This is a genomic window from Streptomyces sp. NBC_00885, assembly GCF_045207475.1.
In the GTDB taxonomy this organism is placed as follows: domain Bacteria; phylum Actinomycetota; class Actinomycetes; order Streptomycetales; family Streptomycetaceae; genus Streptomyces.
Genome location: NZ_CP108796.1, coordinates 5913503 through 5936641, shown reverse-complemented (window position 1 = coordinate 5936641; position 23139 = coordinate 5913503). Strand labels below are relative to the sequence as shown.

At 69.6% G+C, this 23139-nt stretch carries 17 protein-coding genes, 1 pseudogene and 1 riboswitch; of the genes and pseudogenes, 9 read left to right on the top strand and 9 right to left on the bottom strand.

Features of this window, described 5'->3' with window-relative positions; translation table 11 throughout:
* Window positions 1-184 precede the first annotated feature (184 nt).
* Both OHA61_RS27000 and OHA61_RS26995 read left to right on the top strand, forming a co-directional pair.
* Window positions 185-1441: a S8 family serine peptidase gene (locus OHA61_RS27000; RefSeq protein ID WP_406305195.1), complete on the top strand. Its 1257-nt coding sequence runs from the start codon at window positions 185-187 to the stop codon at window positions 1439-1441.
* A gap of 133 nt (window positions 1442-1574) precedes the next feature.
* Window positions 1575-1994 carry a TOBE domain-containing protein gene (locus OHA61_RS26995; protein ID WP_324989770.1) on the top strand — a complete coding sequence of 140 codons (420 nt, stop codon included), beginning with the start codon at window positions 1575-1577 and terminating at the stop codon, window positions 1992-1994.
* Between the two features lie 54 nt (window positions 1995-2048).
* On the opposite strand, the gene OHA61_RS26990 is transcribed toward OHA61_RS26995, so the two are convergent.
* Window positions 2049-3239, bottom strand: a complete 1191-nt coding sequence (locus OHA61_RS26990) for an MFS transporter (RefSeq protein WP_406305194.1) — start codon at window positions 3237-3239, stop codon at window positions 2049-2051.
* Window positions 3240-3642: 403 nt separating this feature from the next.
* On the opposite strand from OHA61_RS26990, the gene OHA61_RS26985 reads away from it, so the two are divergent.
* The 4 genes from OHA61_RS26985 to OHA61_RS26970 all read left to right on the top strand — a co-directional run bounded on the left by OHA61_RS26985 (window position 3643) and on the right by OHA61_RS26970 (window position 11581).
* Window positions 3643-6822 carry a putative bifunctional diguanylate cyclase/phosphodiesterase gene (locus tag OHA61_RS26985; RefSeq protein ID WP_406305193.1) on the top strand — a complete coding sequence of 1060 codons (3180 nt, stop codon included), beginning with the start codon at window positions 3643-3645 and terminating at the stop codon, window positions 6820-6822.
* Window positions 6823-6892: 70 nt separating this feature from the next.
* Complete coding sequence (locus OHA61_RS26980; protein ID WP_406305192.1) at window positions 6893-10168, top strand: amino acid adenylation domain-containing protein; 3276 nt, start codon at window positions 6893-6895, stop codon at window positions 10166-10168.
* Complete coding sequence (locus tag OHA61_RS26975) at window positions 10165-10953, top strand: leucyl/phenylalanyl-tRNA--protein transferase (RefSeq protein WP_406305191.1); 789 nt, start codon at window positions 10165-10167, stop codon at window positions 10951-10953. The genes OHA61_RS26980 and OHA61_RS26975 overlap by 4 nt, the downstream gene beginning before the upstream one ends.
* 208 nt (window positions 10954-11161) lie before the next feature.
* Complete coding sequence (locus tag OHA61_RS26970) at window positions 11162-11581, top strand: cupredoxin domain-containing protein (protein ID WP_361909068.1); 420 nt, start codon at window positions 11162-11164, stop codon at window positions 11579-11581.
* Between the two features lie 13 nt (window positions 11582-11594).
* Here the strand turns inward: OHA61_RS26970 and tgmB are convergent, their stop codons facing one another.
* The 3 genes from tgmB to OHA61_RS26955 all read right to left on the bottom strand — a co-directional run bounded on the left by tgmB (window position 11595) and on the right by OHA61_RS26955 (window position 14367).
* On the bottom strand, window positions 11595-12527 hold the full coding sequence (gene tgmB, locus OHA61_RS26965) for an ATP-grasp ribosomal peptide maturase (protein WP_406305190.1): 933 nt from the start codon (window positions 12525-12527) through the stop codon (window positions 11595-11597).
* A gap of 10 nt (window positions 12528-12537) precedes the next feature.
* A complete protein-coding gene (gene tgmA, locus OHA61_RS26960) occupies window positions 12538-12729 on the bottom strand; it encodes a putative ATP-grasp-modified RiPP (protein WP_406305189.1) in 192 nt (63 codons plus the stop codon).
* 12 nt (window positions 12730-12741) lie between these two features.
* Window positions 12742-12899, bottom strand: a riboswitch (cyclic di-AMP (ydaO/yuaA leader).
* A 220-nt stretch (window positions 12900-13119) separates the two neighbouring features.
* Window positions 13120-14367, bottom strand: coding sequence for an MFS transporter (locus OHA61_RS26955; protein WP_406305188.1), 1248 nt, complete (start codon window positions 14365-14367; stop codon window positions 13120-13122).
* A gap of 197 nt (window positions 14368-14564) precedes the next feature.
* On the opposite strand from OHA61_RS26955, the gene OHA61_RS26950 reads away from it, so the two are divergent.
* Window positions 14565-15647 carry an AraC family transcriptional regulator gene (locus tag OHA61_RS26950; protein WP_406305186.1) on the top strand — a complete coding sequence of 361 codons (1083 nt, stop codon included), beginning with the start codon at window positions 14565-14567 and terminating at the stop codon, window positions 15645-15647.
* A gap of 21 nt (window positions 15648-15668) precedes the next feature.
* Here the strand turns inward: OHA61_RS26950 and OHA61_RS26945 are convergent, their stop codons facing one another.
* The 5 genes from OHA61_RS26945 to OHA61_RS26925 form a co-directional block, all read right to left on the bottom strand.
* Entirely contained in the window at window positions 15669-17099 is a 1431-nt protein-coding gene (locus OHA61_RS26945) for an aldehyde dehydrogenase family protein (protein WP_406305185.1), read from the bottom strand.
* Window positions 17096-17974, bottom strand: coding sequence for an SDR family NAD(P)-dependent oxidoreductase (locus tag OHA61_RS26940; RefSeq protein ID WP_406305184.1), 879 nt, complete (start codon window positions 17972-17974; stop codon window positions 17096-17098). Before OHA61_RS26940 ends, OHA61_RS26945 begins: the two co-directional genes overlap by 4 nt.
* Window positions 17971-19317, bottom strand: a complete 1347-nt coding sequence (locus OHA61_RS26935) for a flavin-containing monooxygenase (RefSeq protein ID WP_406305183.1) — start codon at window positions 19315-19317, stop codon at window positions 17971-17973. Before OHA61_RS26935 ends, OHA61_RS26940 begins: the two co-directional genes overlap by 4 nt.
* Window positions 19318-20249: 932 nt before the next feature.
* The gene (locus OHA61_RS26930) at window positions 20250-20420 is read right to left on the bottom strand and encodes a hypothetical protein (RefSeq protein ID WP_406305182.1); all 171 of its coding nucleotides are present in this window, start codon (window positions 20418-20420) and stop codon (window positions 20250-20252) included.
* A 36-nt stretch (window positions 20421-20456) separates the two neighbouring features.
* Window positions 20457-20813, bottom strand: a complete 357-nt coding sequence (locus tag OHA61_RS26925; protein WP_406305181.1) for a PRC-barrel domain-containing protein — start codon at window positions 20811-20813, stop codon at window positions 20457-20459.
* A 433-nt stretch (window positions 20814-21246) separates the two neighbouring features.
* On the opposite strand from OHA61_RS26925, the gene OHA61_RS26920 reads away from it, so the two are divergent.
* Window positions 21247-22239, top strand: a complete 993-nt coding sequence (locus OHA61_RS26920; protein ID WP_406305180.1) for an IS481 family transposase — start codon at window positions 21247-21249, stop codon at window positions 22237-22239.
* Window positions 22236-22925: pseudogene (locus OHA61_RS26915) on the top strand (YhjD/YihY/BrkB family envelope integrity protein); the annotation flags it as partial. The gene OHA61_RS26920 and the pseudogene OHA61_RS26915, both read left to right, overlap by 4 nt.
* Window positions 22926-23139: the final 214 nt, after the last annotated feature.

Below are 23139 nucleotides of genomic sequence, written 5' to 3'. Positions count from 1 at the left end.
GGGTCCGTACAGGGCCACATGGTTGACAGAGGGTCAGAGAATCCCCTGGGCGCCGTATGTCGGGCTGTCGCACAGGCGCAAACCTGCTAGCTGTGGGCGCGATAGCGAACCGGATATTTCCAGGGCAAATGCCCCGGAATTGCCGGGTTGGCTCGCCCTCCACCGCTCTCACGAAAGGTCCGGGATGCCCAAACTTTTCGGCGCCGCCCTCCTTGCTCTTGCCCTGCTGACTGCTTCACCGACTCCTTCCGCGGCCAAGGAGTCCGTCCCGTCCGGTCAGATCCCCGGCCGGTACATCGTGACCCTCGCGGACACCACCACGCGCGGGGAAGCCGAAATGGACGAGGCTGTGGACGCGGCTGTGGAGCAGGCCTCCACCTTCGGTGCCGTGGTGCACCACGTCTACCGCTACGCCGTCCACGGCTATGCGGCATCCATGACCCCGAGCGCCGCGGCCGCGCTCGCCGCCGACCCGCAGGTTTCGGTGCAGCCCGACAAGTGGGTACGAGCCGCCGCCCAGTCGGTCCCGACCGGTGTGGACCGGGCGGAGGCCGACCTGAGCCCCACTGCCGCCATCGACGGCAAGGACACCCGGGTCAACGCCGATGTCGCGGTCATCGACACCGGAGTCAATCTGAGCCACCCGGACCTGAACGTGTACAAAGCCGGCGCCAAGAACTGCACGATGCCCTTCCTGCAGCCCGAGGACTTCCACGGTCACGGCACCCATGTCGCCGGAATCATCGGCGCTCTGGACAACGGCACCGGGGTCGTCGGTATGGCACCGGGCGTCCGGATCTGGCCGGTGCAGGTGCTCAACGCCGCCGGCTGGGGCAGCACCTCGGACGTCATCTGCGGCATCGACTACGTCACCCAGCACGCCGACCAGATCGACGTCGCCAACATGAGTCTGGGCGGCGAGGGCACCGACGACGGCAACTGCGGCAGGACCGACGGCGATGCCGAGCACCGGGCGATCTGCGATTCGGTCGCCAAGGGCGTCACCTACACCGTTGCGGCGGCCAACGCCCACGCCGACGCGAAGAACACCGTCCCCGCCGCGTACGACGAAGTGATCACCGTCAGCGCCCTGGCCGACTTCGACGGCAAGTCCGGAGGCGCCGGCACCGCCACGTGCCGCGACGACCAGGATGACACCTTCGCCGACTTCTCCAACTACGGCGCCGACGTCGACCTGATCGCGCCGGGCGTGTGCATCCGCTCCACCTACAGGTTCGGCGGCTACTCGACGCTGTCCGGCACCTCGATGGCGGCACCCCATGTCGCGGGCGGCGCGGCGCTGTACCGTGCCACCCACCCCACCGCATCACCCCTGTCCGTCAAGACGGCCCTGCAGGCCGCCGGCAGCCTCGACTGGACCTGGCCCTCCCAGGACCCCGACGGCACCAAGGAGAGCCTCCTCAGAGTCTCGTCCTTCTGACCGGCGGTCACCGGACCCGTGGGCGCGCCCCGATGAGGGGCGCGCCCACGTGCGTCCGGCTCGTCCCGACCGCCGCCGGGTGACGCAAGCGCGCCGACCGGCCTCCGCGCGCGCCCGTGACTACGGTGCTTCCATGAGCCTGAGCATCCGCAATCAGATCCCCGGCACGGTCGTGTCCGTCCATCCCGGCGAGGTCATGGCGACCGTCAAGGTCCGTTTGGAGGGCGGCCAGGAGATCACCGCCGCGATCACGCTGGAGGCCGCCCAGGAGCTGGGCCTCGCGCCGGGCTCGCCCGTACGCGTCCTGGTGAAGTCCACTGAGGTCTCCCTTGCCACGGCGGCGGTCGAGGGCCTGAGCATCCGCAATCAGATCCCGGGCACGGTCAACGGCATCACCTCCGGTGGCGCGATGGCGAGCGTCAAGGTCGGCGTCGTCGGCGGCGAACTGACGGCCGCGATCACGAAGGACGCGGTGACCGATCTGGGCCTGACGGCAGGATCCTCGGTCGTCGCGCTGGTCAAGTCGACGGAGATCTCCCTCGCGACGGACTGACGACGCCACCCCACCCGGCATCGGCGCCCCGGCGCCCAACCACGCGCGGCGGGCTCACTGCACGCCGGCGCGGGTCAGCCGTGGCAGGGCGAGGGAGACCGTCGCGGCGGCGAGCAGGGCCGCCCCGCACGGCACGCGGTAGCCGGCCGAGGCTCCCGCCACATCGACCACCCATCCGGACGCGGCGTAGCCCAGCGCCACCCCGACGGAGAGGCCGGAGACGAGCCAGGTGATGCTCTCGGTCAGCTGAGAGGCCGGCGCCAGGTGGCTCACCAGCCCCATCGCGGTGATCAGGGTCGGCGCGATGGCCATGCCCGCCACGAAGAGCATCCCGGCCAGGGCCGCGAGATTCGGCGCGAACAACAGCGGCACCATCGTCACCGCCATCGCGCACACGCTGAGCAGCAACCGCCGCGTGATCGCCCCCCGCGGCCTGATCGCGCCGAAGACCGCGCCCGCCAGGCCCGAGCCGAGCGCGTACACCCCCAGCAGCAGGCCGGAGAACCCCTTGTGGTGGTGCGCGTCGGCGAACGCGACCGTCGCGACCTCCACCGAACCGTAGGCCACGCCCACCGATGTCAGCGTCAGCACCAGCAGGCCGAGTCCCGGGATGCGCAGCACGCTGCCCCCGGGGCGTTGGGACTCGTGGCGCACCGGCGGTTCCGTACGCCGCTGGGCGGCGAACAGCAGGACGCCGACGGCGAGCAGGACCGCGGCCGCCAGCGGTCCGGCCTCGGCGCTGACGCTGGTCGACAGAGTGATGGCCAGAGCCGGACCCACGACGTAGATCACCTCGTCGAGTACCGACTCCAGTGAGTACGCGGTGTGCAGCAGCCGCGGTGACTGCAGGTAGATCTCCGCCCAGCGTGACCTGACGAGCGCGCCCATGCTGGGCATGCAGCCGGCCAGCGCCGCCGCTACGTAAAGCGTCCAGGCCGGAGCGGCGTACCGGGCACACAGCAGCAGCGCACCGATGGCGGCGACCGTCACAGCCGTCGCCGGAAGGACGACCTGGCGCTGGCCGTGACGGTCCACCAGCCGGGAGATCTGCGGTCCGATCGCCGCGGCGGCGAGCGCCTGCGTGGCGGAGACCGAGCCGGCGAGCCACCACTCGAAGCCGAGCTGCGACAGCATGGTGATGATTCCGACGCCGATCATCGCCAGCGGAAGACGGGCAATGAAGCCCGCGGCGGAGAAGAGCAGAGTGCCTGCAGGAGAAAAGATCCGGCGGTAATCGGAGAGCATGGGACTCCACGCTCCATCAGGAGCCGATCGTCGCTGGGCGGATCCGGTCCGGTTTTCCGCGTCTTCCATTTTCACGTACGGCGCGACATCTCGCGACGCGACGCGGTATTTCTCCTTGCGCGTTGGGGCATCTCTCCTTGCGCGTGCGGGAAATGGCGAGCCGGGTAAGCTGAGTGGAAGACACGTCGATGTCTTGGCGAGTAAGGAGCCCGTATACCGGCGACCGAGTGTACCGGTGACTGCGTATACCGGCGATCGTGCTCCCGTGCAACCAGGACCGAATCCCGGCCCCGGAGAGATTCTCCTTTTTCAGCCCGATCCCACGGGCTTCTCCGCCGACGCCCGGTGCCGTTCGCCCAGCTCGGTCCGCCCGACAAGTGGCCCTCCCTGGAGGTGAGTTGGGGTGAACCCGCGACTGCGAAGCCTGGCCACGATGGCCGCCGTCAGCGCATGCATCATCCTGCTGACGGCGCTCTACTACACATTTCCGCAGCATCGGCTGATCTTCGTAGGAATTGGAGCGATCGGCGTCATCGGAATTGCCCTGGGTGTCTTTCTCAACCGCCCGGCGCATCGACTCCCCTGGCTGCTGCTCGCCGCGGGAAACTTCGCCTTCGCCGCGGGTCAGGCCACCCAGATCATCCTCATCGACTTGCTCCAGGAGGAGATGCCGTTTCCGTCGATCGCCGACGGTTTCTATCTCGCGGCATATCCGCTCTATGCGGCCGGGCTGCTGGGCTTCGTCCACTGGCGCACTGGGTGGCGCGACCGGGCGAGCCTCGTCGACGCACTGACGCTGACAGTCGGCCTGGCGCTGCTTTCGTGGATCTTCCTCATCGATCCGCTCGCCCACATCGCGGGTCTTACCTGGGTGCAGAAGGCGTTCTCCATCGCCTATCCGCTCGGCGACATCCTCGTACTGGCGATGCTGGTGCGCCTGCTCGCCGGCCGTGGCGGCAGGAGCCCCGCGCTCATGCTGCTCACCGCGGGCACCGTCGGCCTGCTCGTCGCAGACGTGGCTTACGGCCTGATACAACTGAACGGAACGTGGCGCACGGGTAGCGTTGTCGAGCTCGGCTGGGCCGTCCTGTACGGCGCCTGGGCGGCCGCCGCGCTCCATCCGTCCATGCGGTCGCTGACCCAGCCGGTGGCATGGCGCGGTGAGACCGGTGTGGGCCGGCTGAGCCTGCTCACCCTGGCGTCGCTGATCGCGCCGGCAATCCTCCTGATCGAGGCGCTGCGCGGCGTGAGGTCCAATGTCGGCGTCATCGGAGTGTTCTCCGCGGTGCTCTTCGTCCTCGTGCTCTACCGCTTGGCGGGCGTGGCGGCGACCCACCGGCAGGCGGTCGGCCGGGAGAAGGTGCTGCGCATCGCGGTGTCGTCGCTGGGCGGAGCGGGCGACGTGCGGGATGTGGCCGCCTCCGCCCACTTGGCAGTGACGGAGCTGATGCCACACGGCCCGCCGCGCTCCGCGCTGCTCACCCCGCCGGACAACACGCTCTGGGTGAACGGGGCGGAAGGCGGCGTACGCGGGCCCGCGGCCGAACGGGTGACCGCAGCCGTACGGGAACTGACCGCGTCCGGCGAGAACCGCCTGGTGACCCTCGACGGTCTGGGGCCCGATCTCGCCGACTGCCTCACGAGTCAGGACGAGGAGCCGAGCCGCACCGACCAGGCGCTCGTCTGCCCGCTCAGCTCGCAGGATCACCCCTCGGGCGATCCGCTGATCGGGGCACTGATCGTGGCCGGGGACGAGCAGGACCTGCTCGTGCTCCGCGAAACGCTGGCGACTCTCGCCGCGCAGACGGCACTTGCCGTGGCACGGGTCGGCCTTGCACAGGAGGTCAACCGGCGCAACAGCGAGGTGTACTTCCGCACGCTGGTGCAGAACGCCTCCGACGTCATCCTGATCCTCGACGACGACGACCGGATCCGTTACGCCAGCCCTTCCGCCGACCAGGTGCTCGGCATTCCGGACCTGGAGGGCACCCTCCTCATCGATCTGGTGCCGCCGCAGGACAGCCGCGGGGTGGTCGAGACGCTCGGCCGGATACGGACCCGCGAACACCAGGGCAGGCGCGAGCACTGGCGCATGGTCCGCACCGACCGGGCAACCATCGAGGTCGAGGTGAGGTGGAGCGACCTGCGCGAGGAGGCGACCGTCGGTGGGGTGGTGCTCACCCTTCAGGACGTGACCGAGCAGCGAAAGCTCGAACGCGAACTCACCCACCAGGCGTTCCACGACCCGCTCACCGGCCTGGCCAACCGCATCCTCTTCCAGGAGCGGGTCAACCACGCACTGGTTCAGGCTCAGCGCGACGGCACGGTGGTCGGCGTGCTCTTCGTCGACGTGGACGACTTCAAGGTCGTCAACGACATACACGGCCACAGTGTGGGCGACGAACTCCTGGTCGCGCTGTCACTCCGGCTGTCGACCACCGTCCGTGCCTCCGACACCGCCGCGCGCATCGGCGGCGACGAGTTCGCACTGCTGGTGGAGGGCTCCATTGGGCCCGAGGGCGTGGAGCGGTTCACCGAAAACGTGATGACCGTGTTCGCCGAGACGTTCCGGCTCAGTGTGGGGCCGGTGAGCACATACGCGAGCATCGGCGTCGCGACGACGGAGGACAGCATCGACTCGGTCGAACTGCTGACACACGCCGATCTCGCGCTGTACGCGGCGAAGACGGCGGGCAAGCGCCAGTGGCGCCGCTACCAACCGGAGCTGCAGAGCGGCATGGCCGAGCGTGCCAAGTTGCAGGAGGGCCTGGACAGTTCGCCGATCGAGACTTCGTTCCTGGTGCTTTACCAGCCCATCGTGGAGCTGGCCAGCGGGCGGATCTCCGGCTTCGAGGCACTCGTTCGCTGGCCCTCCACGCGCGGCATGGTGCTGCCGGAGCAGTTCATCACGCTGGCCGAGGAGAGCGGACAGATCGTACCGCTTGGCGCCTGGGTGCTTGATCAGGCCGCGGCCGAGGCTGTCCGGTGGCAGGACTCCGTGCTGCGCGACGGGACGGCCGACCGCATCCAGCCCTACGTCAGTGTGAATGTGTCGCCGCGTCAGTTCCGGGACGCGGAGTTCTACCAGGTGATCCGGCGCGCCCTTGATCTCTCCGGCATCGAACCGTCGTCTCTCGTACTGGAACTGACCGAGAGTGTGCTGATGTACAACGACGAACGCATCCTGCGGGAGATGAGTGCGCTCACCGATCTCGGGATCCGTATCGCGATCGACGACTTCGGAACGGGCTACTCGTCGCTGAGCTATCTGCGTGAGTTCCCGATCTCGATACTCAAGATCGACAAGTCGTTCGTCGACGAACTCGGACGCTCACCCGAACAGTACGCGCTTGTCGAGGGCATCACGCATCTCGCGGACACACTCGGCCTCACGGTGATCGCCGAAGGAGTGGAGGACGTGAGGCAGCAGGAGTTGCTGGCCTCCATGGGCTGCAAGTTCGGTCAGGGATACCTCTTCGCCGAGCCGGTCAGCGCAGAGGAGGCGGAGCAGCTCGTCCTCGCACCGCCGCTCGGCCGCCTGACCGGATTGCCCGAGGAGGCGCCCGCGGAGAGGAAGCGGTGATGGACCCGGCCTCTCCCGCGAGGGGCACGGGCCGTGCTCCGCAGGACGCCGCACGAGGCAGGAGACCAACGTGACGACACGTCAGGATGCTCCGGCAGAGTCTGCTGCTCTGTGCGTCGTGCTGCGCAACGACGAGGAGCAGTACGCGATCTGGCCCGCCGATCGCCGGATTCCGGACGGGTGGCGCCGGATCGGCGGACCGGCGTCCGCCGCGGAGTGCGGGAGCCTGGTCGAACACCTGTGGACCGACATGCGGCCCGCGAGCGCCCGCGCCGATCGGCAGCCTCCGGGATCCGGGCCGGGCACCGTGCCCGAGCTGGTCCGGGAGCGGGCGCGGCAGGAGCCGTCCGCTCTCGCGGTGCTCTCGGACGAGGGGCGGCTCAGCTACGCCGAGCTGACCGGCCGCGCCGACGTGCTTGCCCACGAACTGCGGGAGTCGGGCGTCGGCGCGGAGTCCGTCGTCACCGTGTGCCTCGACCGCGAGCCCGAGCTGATCGTCGCGCTGCTGGCGGTGCTGAGCTCCGGCGGCGCGTTCCTCCCCCTCGACCCGGCGACTCCGCAGCAGCGGATCGTCGCACTGGTCGGGGAGACCGGTTCACGCCACATCGTCTCGAGCCGCGAGCACGCCCCGTTGTTCGCCGGGTGCGAGGCGCGGATCGTCTACGCCGGGGAACAGGCCACCCAGGCGCCGCTGGAAGGAATTCCGCCAGCACACGGCCCCCGGCCGGACGACCTCGCCTACGTGATCTACACCTCCGGATCCACCGGTCCCCCCAAGGGTGTGATGATCACCCACCGGTCGCTGGCCCACTCCCTCACCGCGGTGGCCCGGGCTTACCAACTGACTCCCGACGACCGGGTGTTGCACGCCGCGGCGCTCGGCTTCGACACCTCGCTGGAGCAGGTCTTCGCCACGCTGATCAGCGGCGCCACGCTCGTCCTCGCGGGAACACAGACGTGGGCACCCACCGACCTGCTGCATCGCCTCCCCGAGCACGGGATCTCCGTCGCCGACCTGACCCCCGCCTTCTGGCACCGGATCGTCTCCGTCGCGGACCGCGGCGAGATCCTCGCGTCGCTGAGGCTCGTCATCGTCGGCGGCGAGATCGTCACCGCGAAGGACTGCCGCGCCATTCTGCGCCGCATCCCCGGCGCGCGGCTCGTCAACGCCTACGGGCTCACCGAGACCACCATCACCTCCACGCTCTGCGACCTGAACGAGGAGGTGCTCGCGGCGCCGGACACCGCCGTAGCCCCGATCGGAAGGGCCCTGGAGGGGAGTCACGTCCACGTGCTCGACGCCGAACTGCGCCCGGTGCCGACGGGCGAGCGCGGCGAGCTCTACATCGGCGGCGCGGGGCTGGCGCGCGGTGTCTGGCGGCAACCCGCCCTGACCGCACAGCAGTTCCTGCCCGACCCGCACGGCTCCGCTCCGGGGGACCGGATGTATCGCACCGGGGATCTGGGCCGCCGGCGCCCGGACGGCAACCTGGAAATCCTGGGCCGGGTCGACGACCAGATGAAGATCCGCGGGTTCCGGGTCGACCCGGCAGAGATCGAGGCCGCGCTCGTCTCACACCCGGAGATCGGCCAGGCGATGGTGGTGGCTCGGGCGCGCGACAACGGCGACCGGCACCTCATCGCGTACTACACACCGGCCGCACCGCCGGCCGGCGGCGAGGCGGCGCTGCGCACACGGCTGCGGTCGGCACTCGCCGAGGTCCTGCCGGGCTACATGATCCCGGCAGCCTTCCACGTGGTGGAACAGCTGCCGGTCGCGCCCAGCGGAAAGCTCGACCGCAAGGCCGTGCCCGAACCCAAGACCGCGGCGACGACGCCCAGCGCCGACGACCGCCCGGTGCCGCAGGGGATGGCCCAGTTGTGGGGCCAGATCCTGGGTGTGGAGTACGTCCGTCCGCACGACGACTTCTTCGAGCTGGGCGGCAACTCGCTGCTGGCCATGGAGATGCTCGCCCGGACCCGCGTCATCTTCGGCATCGGCGTCACCCAGATCCGCGAGCTGACCCGCTCACTGCTGCGGCAGCCGATGCTCGCCGCTTTCACCGAGTCCGTGCGCCAGGCACGGGCCGGCACACTGGCCCATCCGGAGGGCGGGAGCGTCGACTTCGCCGCCGAGACCGATCGGAGCATGCCGCCGATAGGCCATGACGCGCCGGCTCCGCACCCTGAGCGCCCCGGCGACGTCCTCCTCACCGGGGCGACGGGGTTCTGCGGCGCGTACATGATCGACGAGCTGCTGCGCAGGACGACGGGACGGATCCTGTGTCTGGTCAGGGCCTCCGACGAGCTCGACGGCATGGAGAGGATCCGCGCGAGCCACAAGCGGTACGTCCTCAGCGATCTGTCCAGCGAGCGCGTCCAGCCGGTCGTCGGCGACCTGAGCAAGCCCGGACTGGGGCTGCCTCCCGGCCTGTTCGAGGAGCTGGGGTCGACCGTCGACGCCGTCTACCACTTCGGCGGCCAGGTCAACTTCATCTACCCGTACCACGAGTTGCGCGCGGCCAACGTCGAGGGAACATACGAGATCATCCGTCTCGCCGCCGACAGGGCCGTCCCCGTCCACTTCACCTCCAGCATGGCGGTGCTCGCCGGATTCGGGCCGGCCGGGGTGCACGAGGTGACAGAGAGCACGCCACTGCGCTTCCCGGACTATCTGTCGGTGGGTTACGTGGAGGCCAAATGGGTCGGCGAGGCGCTGCTGAAGAAAGCGTCCGATGCCGGCCTGCCGGTCGCCGTCTACCGCCTGATGGACATCACGGGCGGCAGCGGAACCAGCGTGATGAACACCAGCAGCGAGTTGGCCGCCCTCTTCGGCTTCATCGCGCGGACCGGACTGTGCCCCGACGTGCGGCTGCCGCTGGACTTCCTGCCGGCCGACCACCTCGCCCGCGCAATCGGACACATCTCCACCCACCATCTCGCTCGCGGCGAGGTCTACCACCTCAACAACCCCCGTTCCACGCTGCTGCACTCGCTCGCCGAACGCCTGCGCCAGCGCGGTTACCCGGTCCAGGAGATCCCCTACGCCGAGTGGATAGCCGTTCTGGTGAAGTACGCGGCCGGGCACCCCACCGACCCGATAACCCCGTTCGTCCCGCTCTTCGTCGACCGTTGCAGCCGCGCCGACATGACCGTGAGCGAGATGTACTTCCAGGGCGTTTTCGCGGAGTTCACCCGCGACAACGCGGAACGGGCGCTGACGGAAGCCGGGATCGACATTCCGCCGGTGGACGCGGAGATGATGGACCGCTACATCGACTACCTTTCCCAGGCCGAGTACGTCCGGCCCGGGAACGGCCAAGGGCACGGAGCGTCGCGGTGGTGAACCGATGCCCCGACTGGGAGGCGCTGGACGTGCGCAAGGCGGCGCCCGACGGTCCGGTGGCCTTCTCCGCCGACCTCAGCCCCGCAAGCCTCCTGGCGGCATACCGCGCCGGGGTCTATCCGTTCCCGGCGTCCGACGAGTACACCCGCGTCCTCAATGAGGTGGTCTTCGCCGAGCAGGTTGAAGAGGGCCACATCCCGCTCGTGGGGGAGGAATCGGCCGATCCCTACGCCGTCTCCTGGTGGTCGCCCGACCCGAGGCCAGTGCTGCCCGTCTCGGCCGCGCACCTCAGCCGGAGCCTCGCCCGGCGGCTGCGCAACCAGCTGCGGTGGTCGACCAGCCTGGACCAGAGGTTCGAGCAGGTCGTCCGCGAATGCGGCGCCGACCGCGACCCCCTCTGGCTCACCGAAGAGCTGATCGCAAGCCTGATCCGGCTGCAGGAGCTGGGTCATGCTCACAGCGTCGAGGTGTGGGAGGACGGCGACGTGGTCGGCGGCGTCTTCGGCCTGCAGGTCGGAGTGGTCTTCAGCATGGACTCGATGTTCTTCCAGCGTCCCGGTGCCTCGAAGGTCGCGGTGTCCGACCTCGCGGCGCGCTTCGCACAGGCGGGCGGTGTGCTGCTCGACGCGCAGCGGGACAGCCCGCACGTCCGCGGCCTGGGCGCCCGTCTCGTACCGCGCGAGCAATACGTGCGCGACCTGCGCGGCACCGCGCCGGGCAGGCTCCCGATACCCACCGACACCTTGCCGGCCGGCCGCCTCGCCCAGCCGAGGGGACCGGGCTGACCGCGCCGCTCGCACAGGCGTGAGCCATTTCGGCGCTCCCCCGTATGCCCGGCATGAAGCTCGGCTCAAGTCGGTATTCAGGTGAACGGCGCCGCGACTGGCGGTACCGCTCTGGCGAGCGCCACCGAAGACCGTGAACCTGAATACGGCGGCCGATCACCGGCCGCGCCCAGACCACGGCATCCCCCGTCGGAAAGGTCCGCCCGGCATGTCACTCACCTATCCGGACCGGGTCCACACCGCCCTCAGAGTGGGCGGAGCCTGTGTCCTGCTTGCCCTGGCCGGCTGCTCGAGCAATGGCGACGGCAACGGCAACGAGACCACCGCCCCCGCCACCACCAGCGCCTCATCCGCCCCAAGCACCTCCAACGTCGGCGCAGCGCACATCTCGATCAAGAACTTCACCTTCATCCCGGCGACACTTCAGGTACGCCCCGGAACGAAGGTCATCGTCGAGAACGACGACTCGGTCACGCACACCCTGACCGCCACCGGGGACCAGGCATTCAACACCGGCAGCATTGATCCCGGCGAAACAGCCACGTTCGTCGCTCCGTCCGCATCCGGCAGCTATCCCTACATCTGCACCATCCACCCCAATATGAAAGGCACCCTCACCGTGAGCTGACGCCCCGGTCGGCTCACACCGCAGGACTCAGAGCCAGCCAGGCTGCGACGGCTTCGGCGATGGGCTGGCCGGTCTCCAGTTGGACGAAGCCGAACTGCCCGCCCTGATTGCACTCCAGGAACCACCAAGTGCCGTCAGCGTCCTCAGCGAAATCGAAGGCGCCGTAGCCGAGCTGGGCGAGGGACATGTAGGCGCAGACCGCCTTCGCGATACGGGTGGGTACCTCGGCCGGAGCCCAGGCACCGCCGTTGTCGGTGAAACGCCAGTCCACCTCGTCCGGGTCGGACACCCTCCGCGCGGCGAACATCTCGTCCCCCACACAGGTCAGCCGGATGTCCGCACGCTTGGGCACGCGCTGCTGCAGGAGCGTGGGGCCCCCGGTCACCGCGTCGAAGTCGGCGTCCGGCCCGACGGGCGTGGTGGGCAGTGCCAGCGCCGGGTCGCCGGGGTGCGCACCCGAAACGGGCTTCACGACGAGGTCCGGGTACTGGGCGGCGAACTCGCGTGCAACCCGCGGAAAGCCGGTGATCAGCGTGGGGGGTACGGCGAAGCCGCTGTGGTGGGCGACGCGCAGCTGCCATGGTTTCCAGCGGGCCTGCGCGGCGGCAGCCGGGTGGTTCATCCAGCGCACGCCCGTGCAGTTCAGCGTTCCGTACAGGGCCTGTTCGGCCTCGGCGGTGAGCCATGCGGACTGATGGGCGGCGTGCGCCGCAGGACGGCCGGGCCTGCGTACCCATATCGAGCGCAGTCCGCTCATGCTCACCACACGGCCACCGGCCGACAGGTATCCGTCGAAGTCGCCCTGTACGTATTCGGCCGACACGGCAACCTGGCCCGGGAGGTCGGCAGGGTCCAGACGTACGACCGGGACTCCCGCATCATCCAGGGCGGACACCACCATGTCCGCGGTCACGTCCTCGGCGCAGGTCAGTACGAGCACGGTCATGGGGCGGCCGTCAGTCGTCGAAGTGCGTTTGGGAACCGGCGGTGGACGTGGTGGTGCCGCACGCCAGCAGCATTTCGCGGTCGCTGATGGCCGGGCGCCCATCGGGCAGGACGTTCAACTGACGCAAGGGGTCATAGGCGTACGGGACCACGGCCGGCGGGCTCACGGCGGGACGGGCGTAGTTCAATGCGAACGGTCTCATGGTGATCAAGGTGGCTCCTGCTCCGAACGCCTGCGAGGTGAGCTGTCGGGTTCGGGCTGGAGAGTTGCCCGGCCGCGGTTCTCACGGCTTCACCCCAAGCCGCCCGGGTACGCGTTGTTCCCGTACGGCGCAAGTGGGTCCCCCGCTCCTGCCTGCGGTGTGGTGATGTGCTGCCGCGCGCCGGGGGCAGGATTCGGCGGTCCGGCCGCGCGGTGTTCGACTTCTCCGAACGCCGAGCACGTTAGGGGGACCTTGCGTTCGAGCACAAGGTCTCCACAAGCGGACTCATATCAACTGGCTTTTCCTACAGGGGAGTTCGTGATAGGTGCGCCCAGTACCACCGGTAAGGGGGGATGCGTGCACACGTTTGCGTGTCAGCCATCCAGGCCGCTATGACGGTGCCGACCCGCGACCACTGCATGCCCGGCGGGCCGCCGTCGGCTGCGTCCCGCGCGGCGGCTGGGTGAAGTGGCGGGCGGCGGCCAGGAGAAGAAGTGCCAGGGCGGCCGGTGCCGCGTAGGCGAGGCGGAACTGGCCGGTGGAGCCGAGGAGCCCGCTCACAGCGCCACCGATGACCACGCCGACGTAGTTGAAGAGGTTCAGGCGCGCCAGGACCACCTCCGAGGCGGCGGGGCGCAGTCGCGCGGCGGAGGCCAGGGACAGTGGAGCCAGGACGGATGCCCCCAGGCCCACTGCCCCGGCCGCGAGAACGGCGAACGGCCAGCTCGGCGCCGCGGCCATGCCCGCCAGGGCGCACGCGACCACCAGGGCTGCGGCACGGACGACGGAGACCGCTCCGCACTTGTGTACGAGTCGGTCGGTGGCCGCGCGGCCGAAGACGGTGCCGGCCTGGTAGGCCGCGTATCCCAGCGGCGCCACGGTGAGGGACGCGGCGAGCGTCTGGCGCAGGTAGACCGCCGACCAGGCCGAGACGGTGGATTCGACGACGTAGACCACGAGGAGGACCAGGCCGAACGGGATGAGCCGGATCCACAGGCGGCGCCCCGGCGGCGGCTGAGTGAGGGTGTCCGACGGCTCTGGGGCGGAGGAGGGCAGGGCCTGGGAACGCATGCAGAGGGCGAGAAGCAGCACGATGCCTGCCTGCGCGTTCAGCCCCGCGGCTACGGACCACTCCAGTCGGGCAGCCCCGGCAGTGAGCAGGGCCGCGACCACGCCACCCACGCTCCATGCCATGTAGAAGGAGCCGAAAACACTGCGCCCGTAGGCGCGTTCGATCGCCGCGGCCCGGGTGCTGACCCCGACGTCGAGGGCACCGACAGCCAGCCCGAAGTGGATGTACGCGCAGATGACGGTCGCCTCGTCAGGGGCCGACCCGATCAGTACCAGCGCGGCGACTGCCGTCAGCATGGCCCCGCGCATCGTGGCGACGGGACCGGCGCGGCGGATCGCGGCCAGCCCCAGGAAGCTGCCGGCCCCTGCTGTCAGTGCCACCGCCACCATCATGGCGGTGGTAAGGAGCGGAGCCAGTTTCAGGTGCTCGGTGACAGCGGGGACGGTCGTGTACACGGCAGCGACGGACACACCTTGTGCGGCGAACGCGAGGGTCGCGACCCTTCGGGCGCCGGCCTTGGGGGTCGGGCGCCGGGCGCACGCTCCGCGTGTGGCATTGAGGGACATGGTGCTGTCGCCCCTTCTTTCCCTCTGTGCGCCGGGAAGGCCGGCGGGTCGGATGCGGTGCGGGTTCAGGAAACGTAGCCAGGGCGCGGCAGGCGAGCGCAGGACGCCAGGGGCCGTACAGGGGACTTCGGGGGCCAAGCCCTGTGACCGGTGATGACGGCCTGCCTACGGTGGTCGCCCAGGAGAAGGTGAGTGCGATGTCCCTTGCCCCCGGCCCGGCGGACCCTCCCGGGACCAGCCGCAGCACGTCGGCGACGATTCAGCCGAACATCCTGCGCTATCTCATCGTGGTCGCCGACGAGCGCGGCATCGATCTGCGGCCCCTGCTGAAGCAGGTCGGGCTGGACGAGACGGTCATGCGCTCCGCCGCACTGAGGGTGTCGTACCGGCAGGGCAGTGCGCTGATCCGCCGTGCGCTGGAGCTCACTGGGGACGAACACCTGGGGCTGAAGGTCGGCGCGGCGCAGCACCTGACCGCGTGGGGCATGCTCGGCTTCGCCCTGCTGGCCGACGACACACTGCGACACGCCATCGAGACCGGGGTGAGGTACCAGAACCTCTCGGGGGCGATGGTGGTGTGGTCGGCCGGTGTGGGCGCGGAGGACGACGCCTTCGTGCTGCGCGCCGACCTCCCCGATCCCGCCATGGATCCGGCCGTCGCCGGCTTCCTGATCGAGGAGGCGTTCGCCTCCGTGGTCACCCTGTCCCGGCTGGCCGTGGGCCCGGCCTTCGCGCCGAGGGGGGTGGAGTTCTCCTGTCCGCCACCTGGCCAAAGGGATCTGTACGGCGCCCTGTTCACCTGTCCGGTCCGCTTCGGTGCACCCGCCAACCGCCTGGTCATCGACCCGGCGTGGGCCCGTGCCCGGATGCCCGGCCGGGATCCGGTGATCTACGCGTCGACGTTGGAGACGCTCGACGCGCAGATGGCTTCGCGCCGCGACCAGCAGGATCTGCTGGAGGTGCTGGAGATCTCCGTCGCGCAGAGCCTCCCCGTGGTCCCTTCCTTCGGCGAGCAGGCACGGCGGCATACGACGAGCGAGCGGACGCTGCGCCGCCGGCTGGCCGAGTGCGGCACGACGTACGAGGCACTCGTCGAGGGAGTGCGGCGCGAACGCGTGGAACAGCTGCTGCTCCGGCCGGAACTGACGCTGCGCGACATCGCCCACCGGTCGGGATTCTCCGACGAACGGGCGCTGCGCCGCGCGGTGCGCCGCTGGCACGGCACCTCCCCGGTCCACCTGCGGGAGCGGATGCTCCGAAGGGCGCGGCCCCCGGAATGACGTGTCGGCTGTCGGTCCGGGTCAGCGGGTGCGGATCCAGACCGTCTTCTCCCGGGTCCACTGGTCGAACGCGTTGGTGGACTTCTCCACGCCGCCGAATCCGGACTGCTTCCAGCCGCCGAAGGGGGTGGTGATGTCGCCTTCGCTGTAGGCGTTGACGGAGACCACGCCGGCCTCGATGACGCGTGCCAGCCGCAGCGCAGCGTCGAGGTCGCGGGTCCACACTGAGGCGGCGAGCCCGTACTCGGTGGCGTTCGCCCTGCGTACCGCCTCGTCCTCCGAGATGAAGGTCTCGACGGTGACCACGGGGCCGAACAGCTCCCGGGTGAGGACATCGCTGCCTTCGGGGGCGCCGGTGATGACGGTGGGCGGGTAGTAGGCGCCGCGCGCGGGCAGCCCGTGGGGCAGTCCCCCGGTGTGGATCCGGGCACCGCCGGCCCGGGCGGCCTCCACCGCTCCCGCGACCCTCTCGAAGGCGGCGTGGTTGATGAGCGGTCCCATCCGGGTGCGCGGGTCGGCCGGATCACCGATGACCAGCTCTTTGGCCGCTGCCGTGAACCGCTCCAGAACCTCCTCGGCGATGCTGTGGTGGACCAGGACACGGGAGCCGGCCGTGCAGTTCTGCCCCATGGTCAGGAACGCGGCCTCGATCATGTTGTCGATCAGCTCGTCGCCGTAACAGAGCGCGTCGGCCATCAGCACCTGGGGACTCTTGCCGCCCATCTCCAGCGAGACCCGCTTGAAGTTGCTCTCGGCGGCGGCCTTGAGGATACGGCGGCCGGTCGCGGTGGACCCGGTGAAGGAGAGCGCCCCTACGAGGGGGTCACGGGCGAGGGCCGCGCCGGCTTCCCGGCCGTATCCGGGCAGGATGGTGAGCACCCCGTCGGGCAGGCCGGCCTCGGCGGCGAGTGCGGCCAGGTGCAGGGCCGAGCGCGGGGTCGCCTCGGCGGGCTTGACCAGCAGACAGTTGCCCGCGGCCAGGGCGGGTCCGGCCTTCCAGGCGGTCATGGCGAGGGGGTAGTTCCACGGCAGGATCGCCGCGACGACCCCGACCGGTTCGCGGCTCATGAGACCGAGGCCGTCGGGCCCGCTCGGCGCGAGGCGGCCGAAGACCTTGTCGGCCGCCTCGGCGAACCAGCGGATCGACTCGATCGCGCCCGGTACGTCGCCCGTACGGCACTCCGTGATCGGCTTGCCCGCGTCCTCGCTGTCCAGCCGGGCGAGGATCTCGGCGTCGCGTTCCATCAGGTCGGCCAGCCGCAGGAGTACCGCGCCGCGCTCCCGGACATGCAGCCGCGACCACACCCCGGCGTCGCAGACCTGCCGGGCCCGCTCGGCGGCCTTGGCGACGTCGTCGGCGCTCGCGGCGGGCAGGGTGGTGATCGGCTCCCCGGTGGCGGGGTTGACCACGTGCAGCATCTCGTTCACGTGCAGCATCTCGTTCGCGGTCATGCCTCCTCCACCAACTCCCAGCGCCCGTCGGTCCGGCGGGCCAGTCCGCGTCGGCGGAGGTCTTCCAGATAGCGGACCATGCCGCGGTCACCGCGCTTGCGGAACAGCGGGAAGAGCCTGGGCAAAAGGTTCGGCACGAGCATCGCGAAGCGCACCAGGCGGGACTCACCGGCCCGGGGGTAGGCCTCCAGGCGGGGCTTGTCGAGCAGGCTCACCACGGCCGCGACGACGTCGGCGGGCTGCTGCGGCCGGTCCTGGAACTGCATGGAGTTCCCCCCGTCCACGGCCTCCTGACGCAGCATCCGGGTATCGGTCGCCGACGGCAGCACCGAGCCGGCGAGAATGCCCTTGCTCCTGAGGTCGAGCCCGATGGCAAGCATCGCGCCCCGCAGCCCGAACTTGGACGCCGTGTAGATGGGGGTCTCACCGAGCGGGAAGATCCCGCCGAGGGAGACCGTGGTGACCACCCGGGCGTCCCCAGAAGCCTTCAGCAGGGGGATCGCGATACGGGTGGCGATCAGCGGGGAGATCAGGTTGAGGTTGATCTCCCGCTCGATGCTCTCGACGCTGCGGACGTCGAAGCGCTCCGCGCTCGTCATGCCCACGTTGTTGACGAGCACGTCGAGACGGCCGTAGGACTCGGCGACCAGCTCGAACAGCCGCTCCACCTGGGCGCGGTCCATCAGATCGCAGCCGATGCCCGTGTGCCCGGCGCCGGGAAGCCCGGCGGCCACGTGCCTGGCGCGGCGCTCGTCGATGTCGACGACGACGCACAGGGCGCCGCCGGAGGCGAAGCGGCGGCACAGCGCACTGCCGATGCCACCCGCGCCGCCGGTCACCAGCACGACCTTGTCGTTGACGTCGAACCCGCTCATGCCGCCGCCTCCGCGCGTCGCAGGGGCCGCACCGACGGCGGCCGGCCCTCGGTGCGCCAGCCCATCTCGCCCGCGACCTTGCCCAGGTACTTCACGAAGGCGCCGCTGTCGACGTAGCCGGTGTGGCGGGGCGAGTCGACGAACTTCAGACCGCCGGACAGATCCGGGCGGTCGGCGCGGATCAGGCGGGCGAACCGCTCCGCGTTCGGCAGCCGGTGCCGCGTGTCGTGGACGTATCCGGCGATCAGCTGCGCCTGGGTGTCGAAGAGCTGGTACGCACCGGAGTTGGTCTCCACGAAGCCGATGCCGAACAGACCCTGGTGCTCGCGCGAGAACGACGACAGGTACAGATCGGGGTGCTGTTCGTCGCCGAAGTACCGCTGCGCGACGGGCACTTTGTGGACGTAGCCCGTGGCCAGCATGACGAGATCGAAGTCGCCGCTCGTGCCGTCGGTGAAGTGCACGGTCCTGCCCTCGGTGCGGGCGATCCCGGGTTTGGCGGTGATGTCACCGTGCTGGAGGTGGTGGATGAGCATCGAGTTGATGGCCGGGTGGGTCTCGAACAGCTTGTGGTCCGGCTTCTGCAGTCCCAGCCGCGTCGGATCGCCGTTGATTCTGCGCAGGACGGCGCCGAAGACCCTCTGCGCCAGCCACATCGGCAGGTGCGGCCCGCTGTTGGCGATGGTGTCCACCGGCCGGCCGAACAGGTGCTTGGGAATGAACCAGTACCCGCGCCGCATGCTGATCACCGCGTGGTCCGCGGTCCGGGCCGCGTCACACGCGATGTCACAGCCGGAGTTCCCCGCGCCCACGACCAGGACCCGCTTCCCGCGCAGCTCCTCCGTGCTGCGGTAGCCGACGGTGTGCCGTATCTCCCCGCTGAACTCCCCCGGCAGGTCGGGGATGTTGGGGTGCCACTGTGAGCCCGTGCAGACGACGACCTGCCCGTGCACGCGTCGCCGACCGTCGGCCCGGGTGACCGTCCAGGTGCCGTCCGCGTTCTTCTCGACGCCCTCGACCTCCACGCCGAACTCGATCCGCTCCGTCAGCCCGTAGGCGTCGGCGAAGGACCGCAGGTACGACAGGACCTGCCGGTGCGGCGGGTAGTCCGCGAAGTGGTCGGGCATCGGGAAACCGCCGAATCCCGACAGGGTCCTGCTGGAGATGAAATGGGCCGACTCGTACATGGGGCTGCCGGGATTGTCGATGTCCCAGATGCCGCCGGGGCCGGTGTGCCGCTCAAGATGCGCGTACGGCAGATTCCGCTCCGCCAGGGCCCTGGCGACCGCCAGCCCGGCAGGTCCCGCCCCGATCACGCACGTGTCGAACTGGCTTTCCTTCACGGGCCTGCCTCCTCGTTGCTCCCGTTTCACGGGCGTTGTGAGGAAACGTATTCACCCGCCGTTCGGCGGGAACTGACCCTCGCGGCCAGGGACCGGACCTCAGCGGCCGCGCCACCGCGGCATCCGTCCGCACGAAGCCTGACGGTGATCGACGGCTCGCATGAGGGACCGGGCAAGGAAGCCGCACAGGGACACGCGGCTGGGGTGTGTCGTTGCGGCCTCTGTCCACGCACGGTCCACACACTGGGTGGACAACGGCACAAACCGGCCGCAACGATCACCGGAAAGATCCATCTGACCAGCGAAGACACTGGTCAGATCGATTCTCCACGCGTAGCGCGCAGTGGGGCGGGTGGGACTCGAACCCACGGCCGACGGATTATGAGTCCTTTGGTGATCGTGACGGCCTTTGTATTTCTAGTCTGATTCTTGGCGTTCTTGCTGGTCAGATGGGGTGCGCGCCGATGGTCTTGCTCGATGCTTGCAGATCTGTGCGGGTCCTTGTGTCCCCTCTATGTCCCCTGGCAGCTCCCTGGGGGCTGCCGTGAGGCACCGGGCTTACGTCGCCCCAGTTCGCCGAAGCGGATCGAACCTGCGCGCAGCGGATTCCCCTACCGACGAGAAGGGCTCCGCCCTCTTCGCCCGAGGGTGGAGCCACGCGGCTTCTTCACAGGTCAGCCGTCTGTGGCGCCGAGCACGGGCGCGTTGCCCTTGGCGCGGTGGTAGCCGTAGTTCATTTCACGTCGTGCTGCCTTTGAGCTGGGTGGAGGTGCGAGAGGAGCGCAGTTCAGGGAGGGGATGTGGTTGTAACGGGTGCAGGCGCTGATGCCGAGCAGGCGCGCGAGGAACTCGATGCTGTTGCTCGGGGTTGGGCAACATGTCGCGGGCGGCCAGGCCTCCCCGGTGCCGGCGACGATGAGTTTCCGCCAGGGTTATCGGATGGGGTGGCGACCGGAGCGTCGGGACCAGCGCGCGGCGATGAAGGCCACAGCGGCCACGAGAACCACGATGCCAATGATCAGCAGGTAGCCCAGCCCCTCTGCCACCGCGCCGATGATTCCCAGCACGACGGCGGCCAGAACGAGAAGCAGGAAGAGAGCCATGATGCGAACACCTCCTCCTGGCTGAGCTCCGGGCGGTCAGCGGCGCGCGAGTTGCCTCTCGCCGCCCGCGCCCGGTTGGTACGGCAGGTCGTAGTGCCGGAAGACCGCTTCCTCTGCCCCGGCGGGCAGGATGTCGTCCAGGCCGACCGAGGGCGCCTTCTTCACCAGCGCCTTGGTGTAGGAGACCTTGACATAGTCCGGCCCCAGGATCGCCTCGTCGAGGGGCACGAAGGCCAGCTGGTGCCGGGTGGGCAGTCCGGTGCGGACCGTGGCCATGGCCGGTTCGTCGGTGGTGGTGTCCACATAGATCGCTTCGAGCACGCCGATCTTGTGGCCCTTCGGGTCGACGACGTTGCGGTTGCGCCACTCACGGATATCGGCTGCATGGATCATGACCTGTCCTCCTGAGCCGTTGATCCGGGCCGATGCGAGCCGCCCCCACCGGCAGGCGCAGCCCGCTGAGCCCAGGTAGCCCCTTGTCCTGCCAGGCTATCGGGGAACCTCTGCGTCGCGCCCCCGCGCGGTAAGGGTTCCGGCCGTGGTAGTCGACAGGGATGCCGATGAAGCCTTCTGGTGCCGCGAACCGTTCATCCTGGTTCGGACGGCTGCGCCGCGTGATCAGCCGTTCACCAGTCGGGCGCGGATGGCGGCGGAGCAGCGATCTTGAGCTGTGGTCGCGTGCGCTGGGCTTCGCGGCGCTAGGTGTACTGCCCGGGCAGGTTGGTTGAGTTTGTGCGACGACACGGTCTGAATCTGTGAGATGGCGAAGGCCTCCGGTTGTGGAGTGGAGCTGTCTAGGAACCGCTCCGCCAACCTGGAGGCCTTCGTGTCTCACGCTAACGCTGCTTTGACTCCTCGTGCCCGTCTTCGCCTGGCGCGTCTGATTGTTGATGACGGGTGGCCGGTCGCTCGTGCGGCCGAGCGTTATGACGTGTCCTGGCCGACCGCGAAGCGGTGGGCCGTCCGTTACGCCGAGTCCGGTGCCCAGGCCATGGGCGACCGGTCCTCACGGCCGCACCGCAGTCCTGCCCGAACCACGCAGCCGCAGGTCCGCAAGATCGTGCACCTGCGCTGGAAGCAGCGTCTGGGCCCGGTCCAGATCGCCGGACGGCTCGGCATGCCTGCCTCCACCGTGCACGCGGTCCTGACCCGGTGCCGGATCAACCGGCTCTCGCACATCGACCGCGCCACCGGCGAGCCGGTCCGCCGCTACGAACACGACCATCCCGGCGCGATGCTCCACATCGACGTGAAGAAGCTCGGGAACGTTCCCGACGGCGGCGGCTGGCGCTACGTCGGACGCGTCCAGGGCCGCAGGAACCGCGCCGCGACCCCGGACAGGCCCCGCAACAAGTACCGCGGACCGCTGCTGGGCACCGCGTTCGTCCACACCGTCGTCGACGATCATTCCCGGGTCGCCTACGCCGAGATCTGCGACGACGAGAAAGCCGCCACGGCGGTCGGTGTCCTGCGACGCGCGGTCGACTGGTTCGCCGCCCGCGGCGTGAGGGTCGAGCGGGTGCTCACCGACAACGGCTCGGCCTACCGCTCCCGGCACTGGACACAGGCCTGCACCGAGCTGGGAATCACGCCGAAGAAGACCCGGCCCTACCGGCCACAGACCAATGGCAAGGTCGAACGCTTCCACCGCACCCTGGCCGACGGCTGGGCTCTTGGCCGCTTCTACTCCAGCGAATCAGCCCGCCGCAAAGCCCTGCCGGCCTGGCTCCATCACTACAATCACCACCGCCCCCACACCGCAACCAGCGGCAAACCACCCATCACCAGGTTGACCAACGTCCCTGGGCAGTACAGCTAGGGCTCCTCACGCTGGTGCCGCTGCTGATCATCGTCTCCTCTGCCGATCCCGAGCACGGGCGGGGGTTCGCGCAGTGGCTCGGCGAAGGGCTCGGCGTTTCGACCGCCTCCAGAGCAAAGGTCGAGCAGTTGTTCACCCAGCCAGGCCAGGCACTGCGGACCACAACCGCCTTCGGCATCGCCGCCCTCGCCGTCTTCGGCCTGAGCTTCGGGGCTGCGGTGCAGACCGGCTACGAGAAGGTCTGGGACCTGCCGCCGGCCCGCTGGTGGGCCAGATGGCGGCATGTGGTGTGGCTCAGCGTCCTCACCGGATACCTCTTCGCCTCCGCCACCACCACGCTGCGACGCGAGCCCCTGGCGGGTGGGGCCGTCGCGTCGCTGAGCGCCCTCCTGCTCGTCTGGTGGTCTCAGCGATTGCTGCTCGGCGGGCGGATCCGCTGGCGTGCCCTATTTCCCGGCGCGGTCGCCACCGTGATCGGGCTGCTCGGCCTGAGGGTCTTCTCCCGGCTGGTCTTCTCGCCGCTGATTGCATCCAACACCATCACCTACGGCCCCGTCGGAACCGTCCTGGTCGTCCAGTCCTGGCTGGTCGGCGTGGGCGTCGTCGTCTTCGGCGGTGCCCTGGTCGGTCGGCTGGTGCACGAAGAGATCCCACGCGCGGCACATGCACTGAAACGGCAATGGTGAGATCCCAGAGCTGGTCACGCCTGACTCGGGCAGGAGCCCAATGGGTTTCCGTAGGCAGTCACCGCGGGAGCAGGGCGTGGAACAGCCCGGCATCAGTGCCTGCGCGGTGTCGTTTGAGGGCCGCTGCTTTCCGCTGGCGGCCGGGGTGCGTGCTGACTGCGGGTTCGGTCTCGGGACCCGAGCCCTCGCCTGCGGCTGCTTCGCTGTACTGCAC

Bases quoted from the DNA above. Each gene is read 5' to 3' on its own strand.
- OHA61_RS26950 (WP_406305186.1), top strand. From the start codon at position 14,565: ATGTCCCTTGCCCCCGGCCCGGCGGACCCTCCCGGGACCAGCCGCAGC.
- OHA61_RS26945 (WP_406305185.1), bottom strand. From the start codon at position 17,099: ATGACCGCGAACGAGATGCTGCACGTGAACGAGATGCTGCACGTGGTC.
- OHA61_RS26940 (WP_406305184.1), bottom strand. From the start codon at position 17,974: ATGAGCGGGTTCGACGTCAACGACAAGGTCGTGCTGGTGACCGGCGGC.
- OHA61_RS26955 (WP_406305188.1), bottom strand. From the start codon at position 14,367: ATGTCCCTCAATGCCACACGCGGAGCGTGCGCCCGGCGCCCGACCCCC.
- OHA61_RS26990 (WP_406305194.1), bottom strand. From the start codon at position 3,239: ATGCTCTCCGATTACCGCCGGATCTTTTCTCCTGCAGGCACTCTGCTC.
- OHA61_RS26995 (WP_324989770.1), top strand. From the start codon at position 1,575: ATGAGCCTGAGCATCCGCAATCAGATCCCCGGCACGGTCGTGTCCGTC.
- tgmB (WP_406305190.1), bottom strand. From the start codon at position 12,527: ATGACCGTGCTCGTACTGACCTGCGCCGAGGACGTGACCGCGGACATG.
- OHA61_RS26970 (WP_361909068.1), top strand. From the start codon at position 11,162: ATGTCACTCACCTATCCGGACCGGGTCCACACCGCCCTCAGAGTGGGC.
- tgmA (WP_406305189.1), bottom strand. From the start codon at position 12,729: ATGAGACCGTTCGCATTGAACTACGCCCGTCCCGCCGTGAGCCCGCCG.
- OHA61_RS26930 (WP_406305182.1), bottom strand. From the start codon at position 20,420: ATGGCTCTCTTCCTGCTTCTCGTTCTGGCCGCCGTCGTGCTGGGAATC.
- OHA61_RS26925 (WP_406305181.1), bottom strand. From the start codon at position 20,813: ATGATCCATGCAGCCGATATCCGTGAGTGGCGCAACCGCAACGTCGTC.
- OHA61_RS27000 (WP_406305195.1), top strand. From the start codon at position 185: ATGCCCAAACTTTTCGGCGCCGCCCTCCTTGCTCTTGCCCTGCTGACT.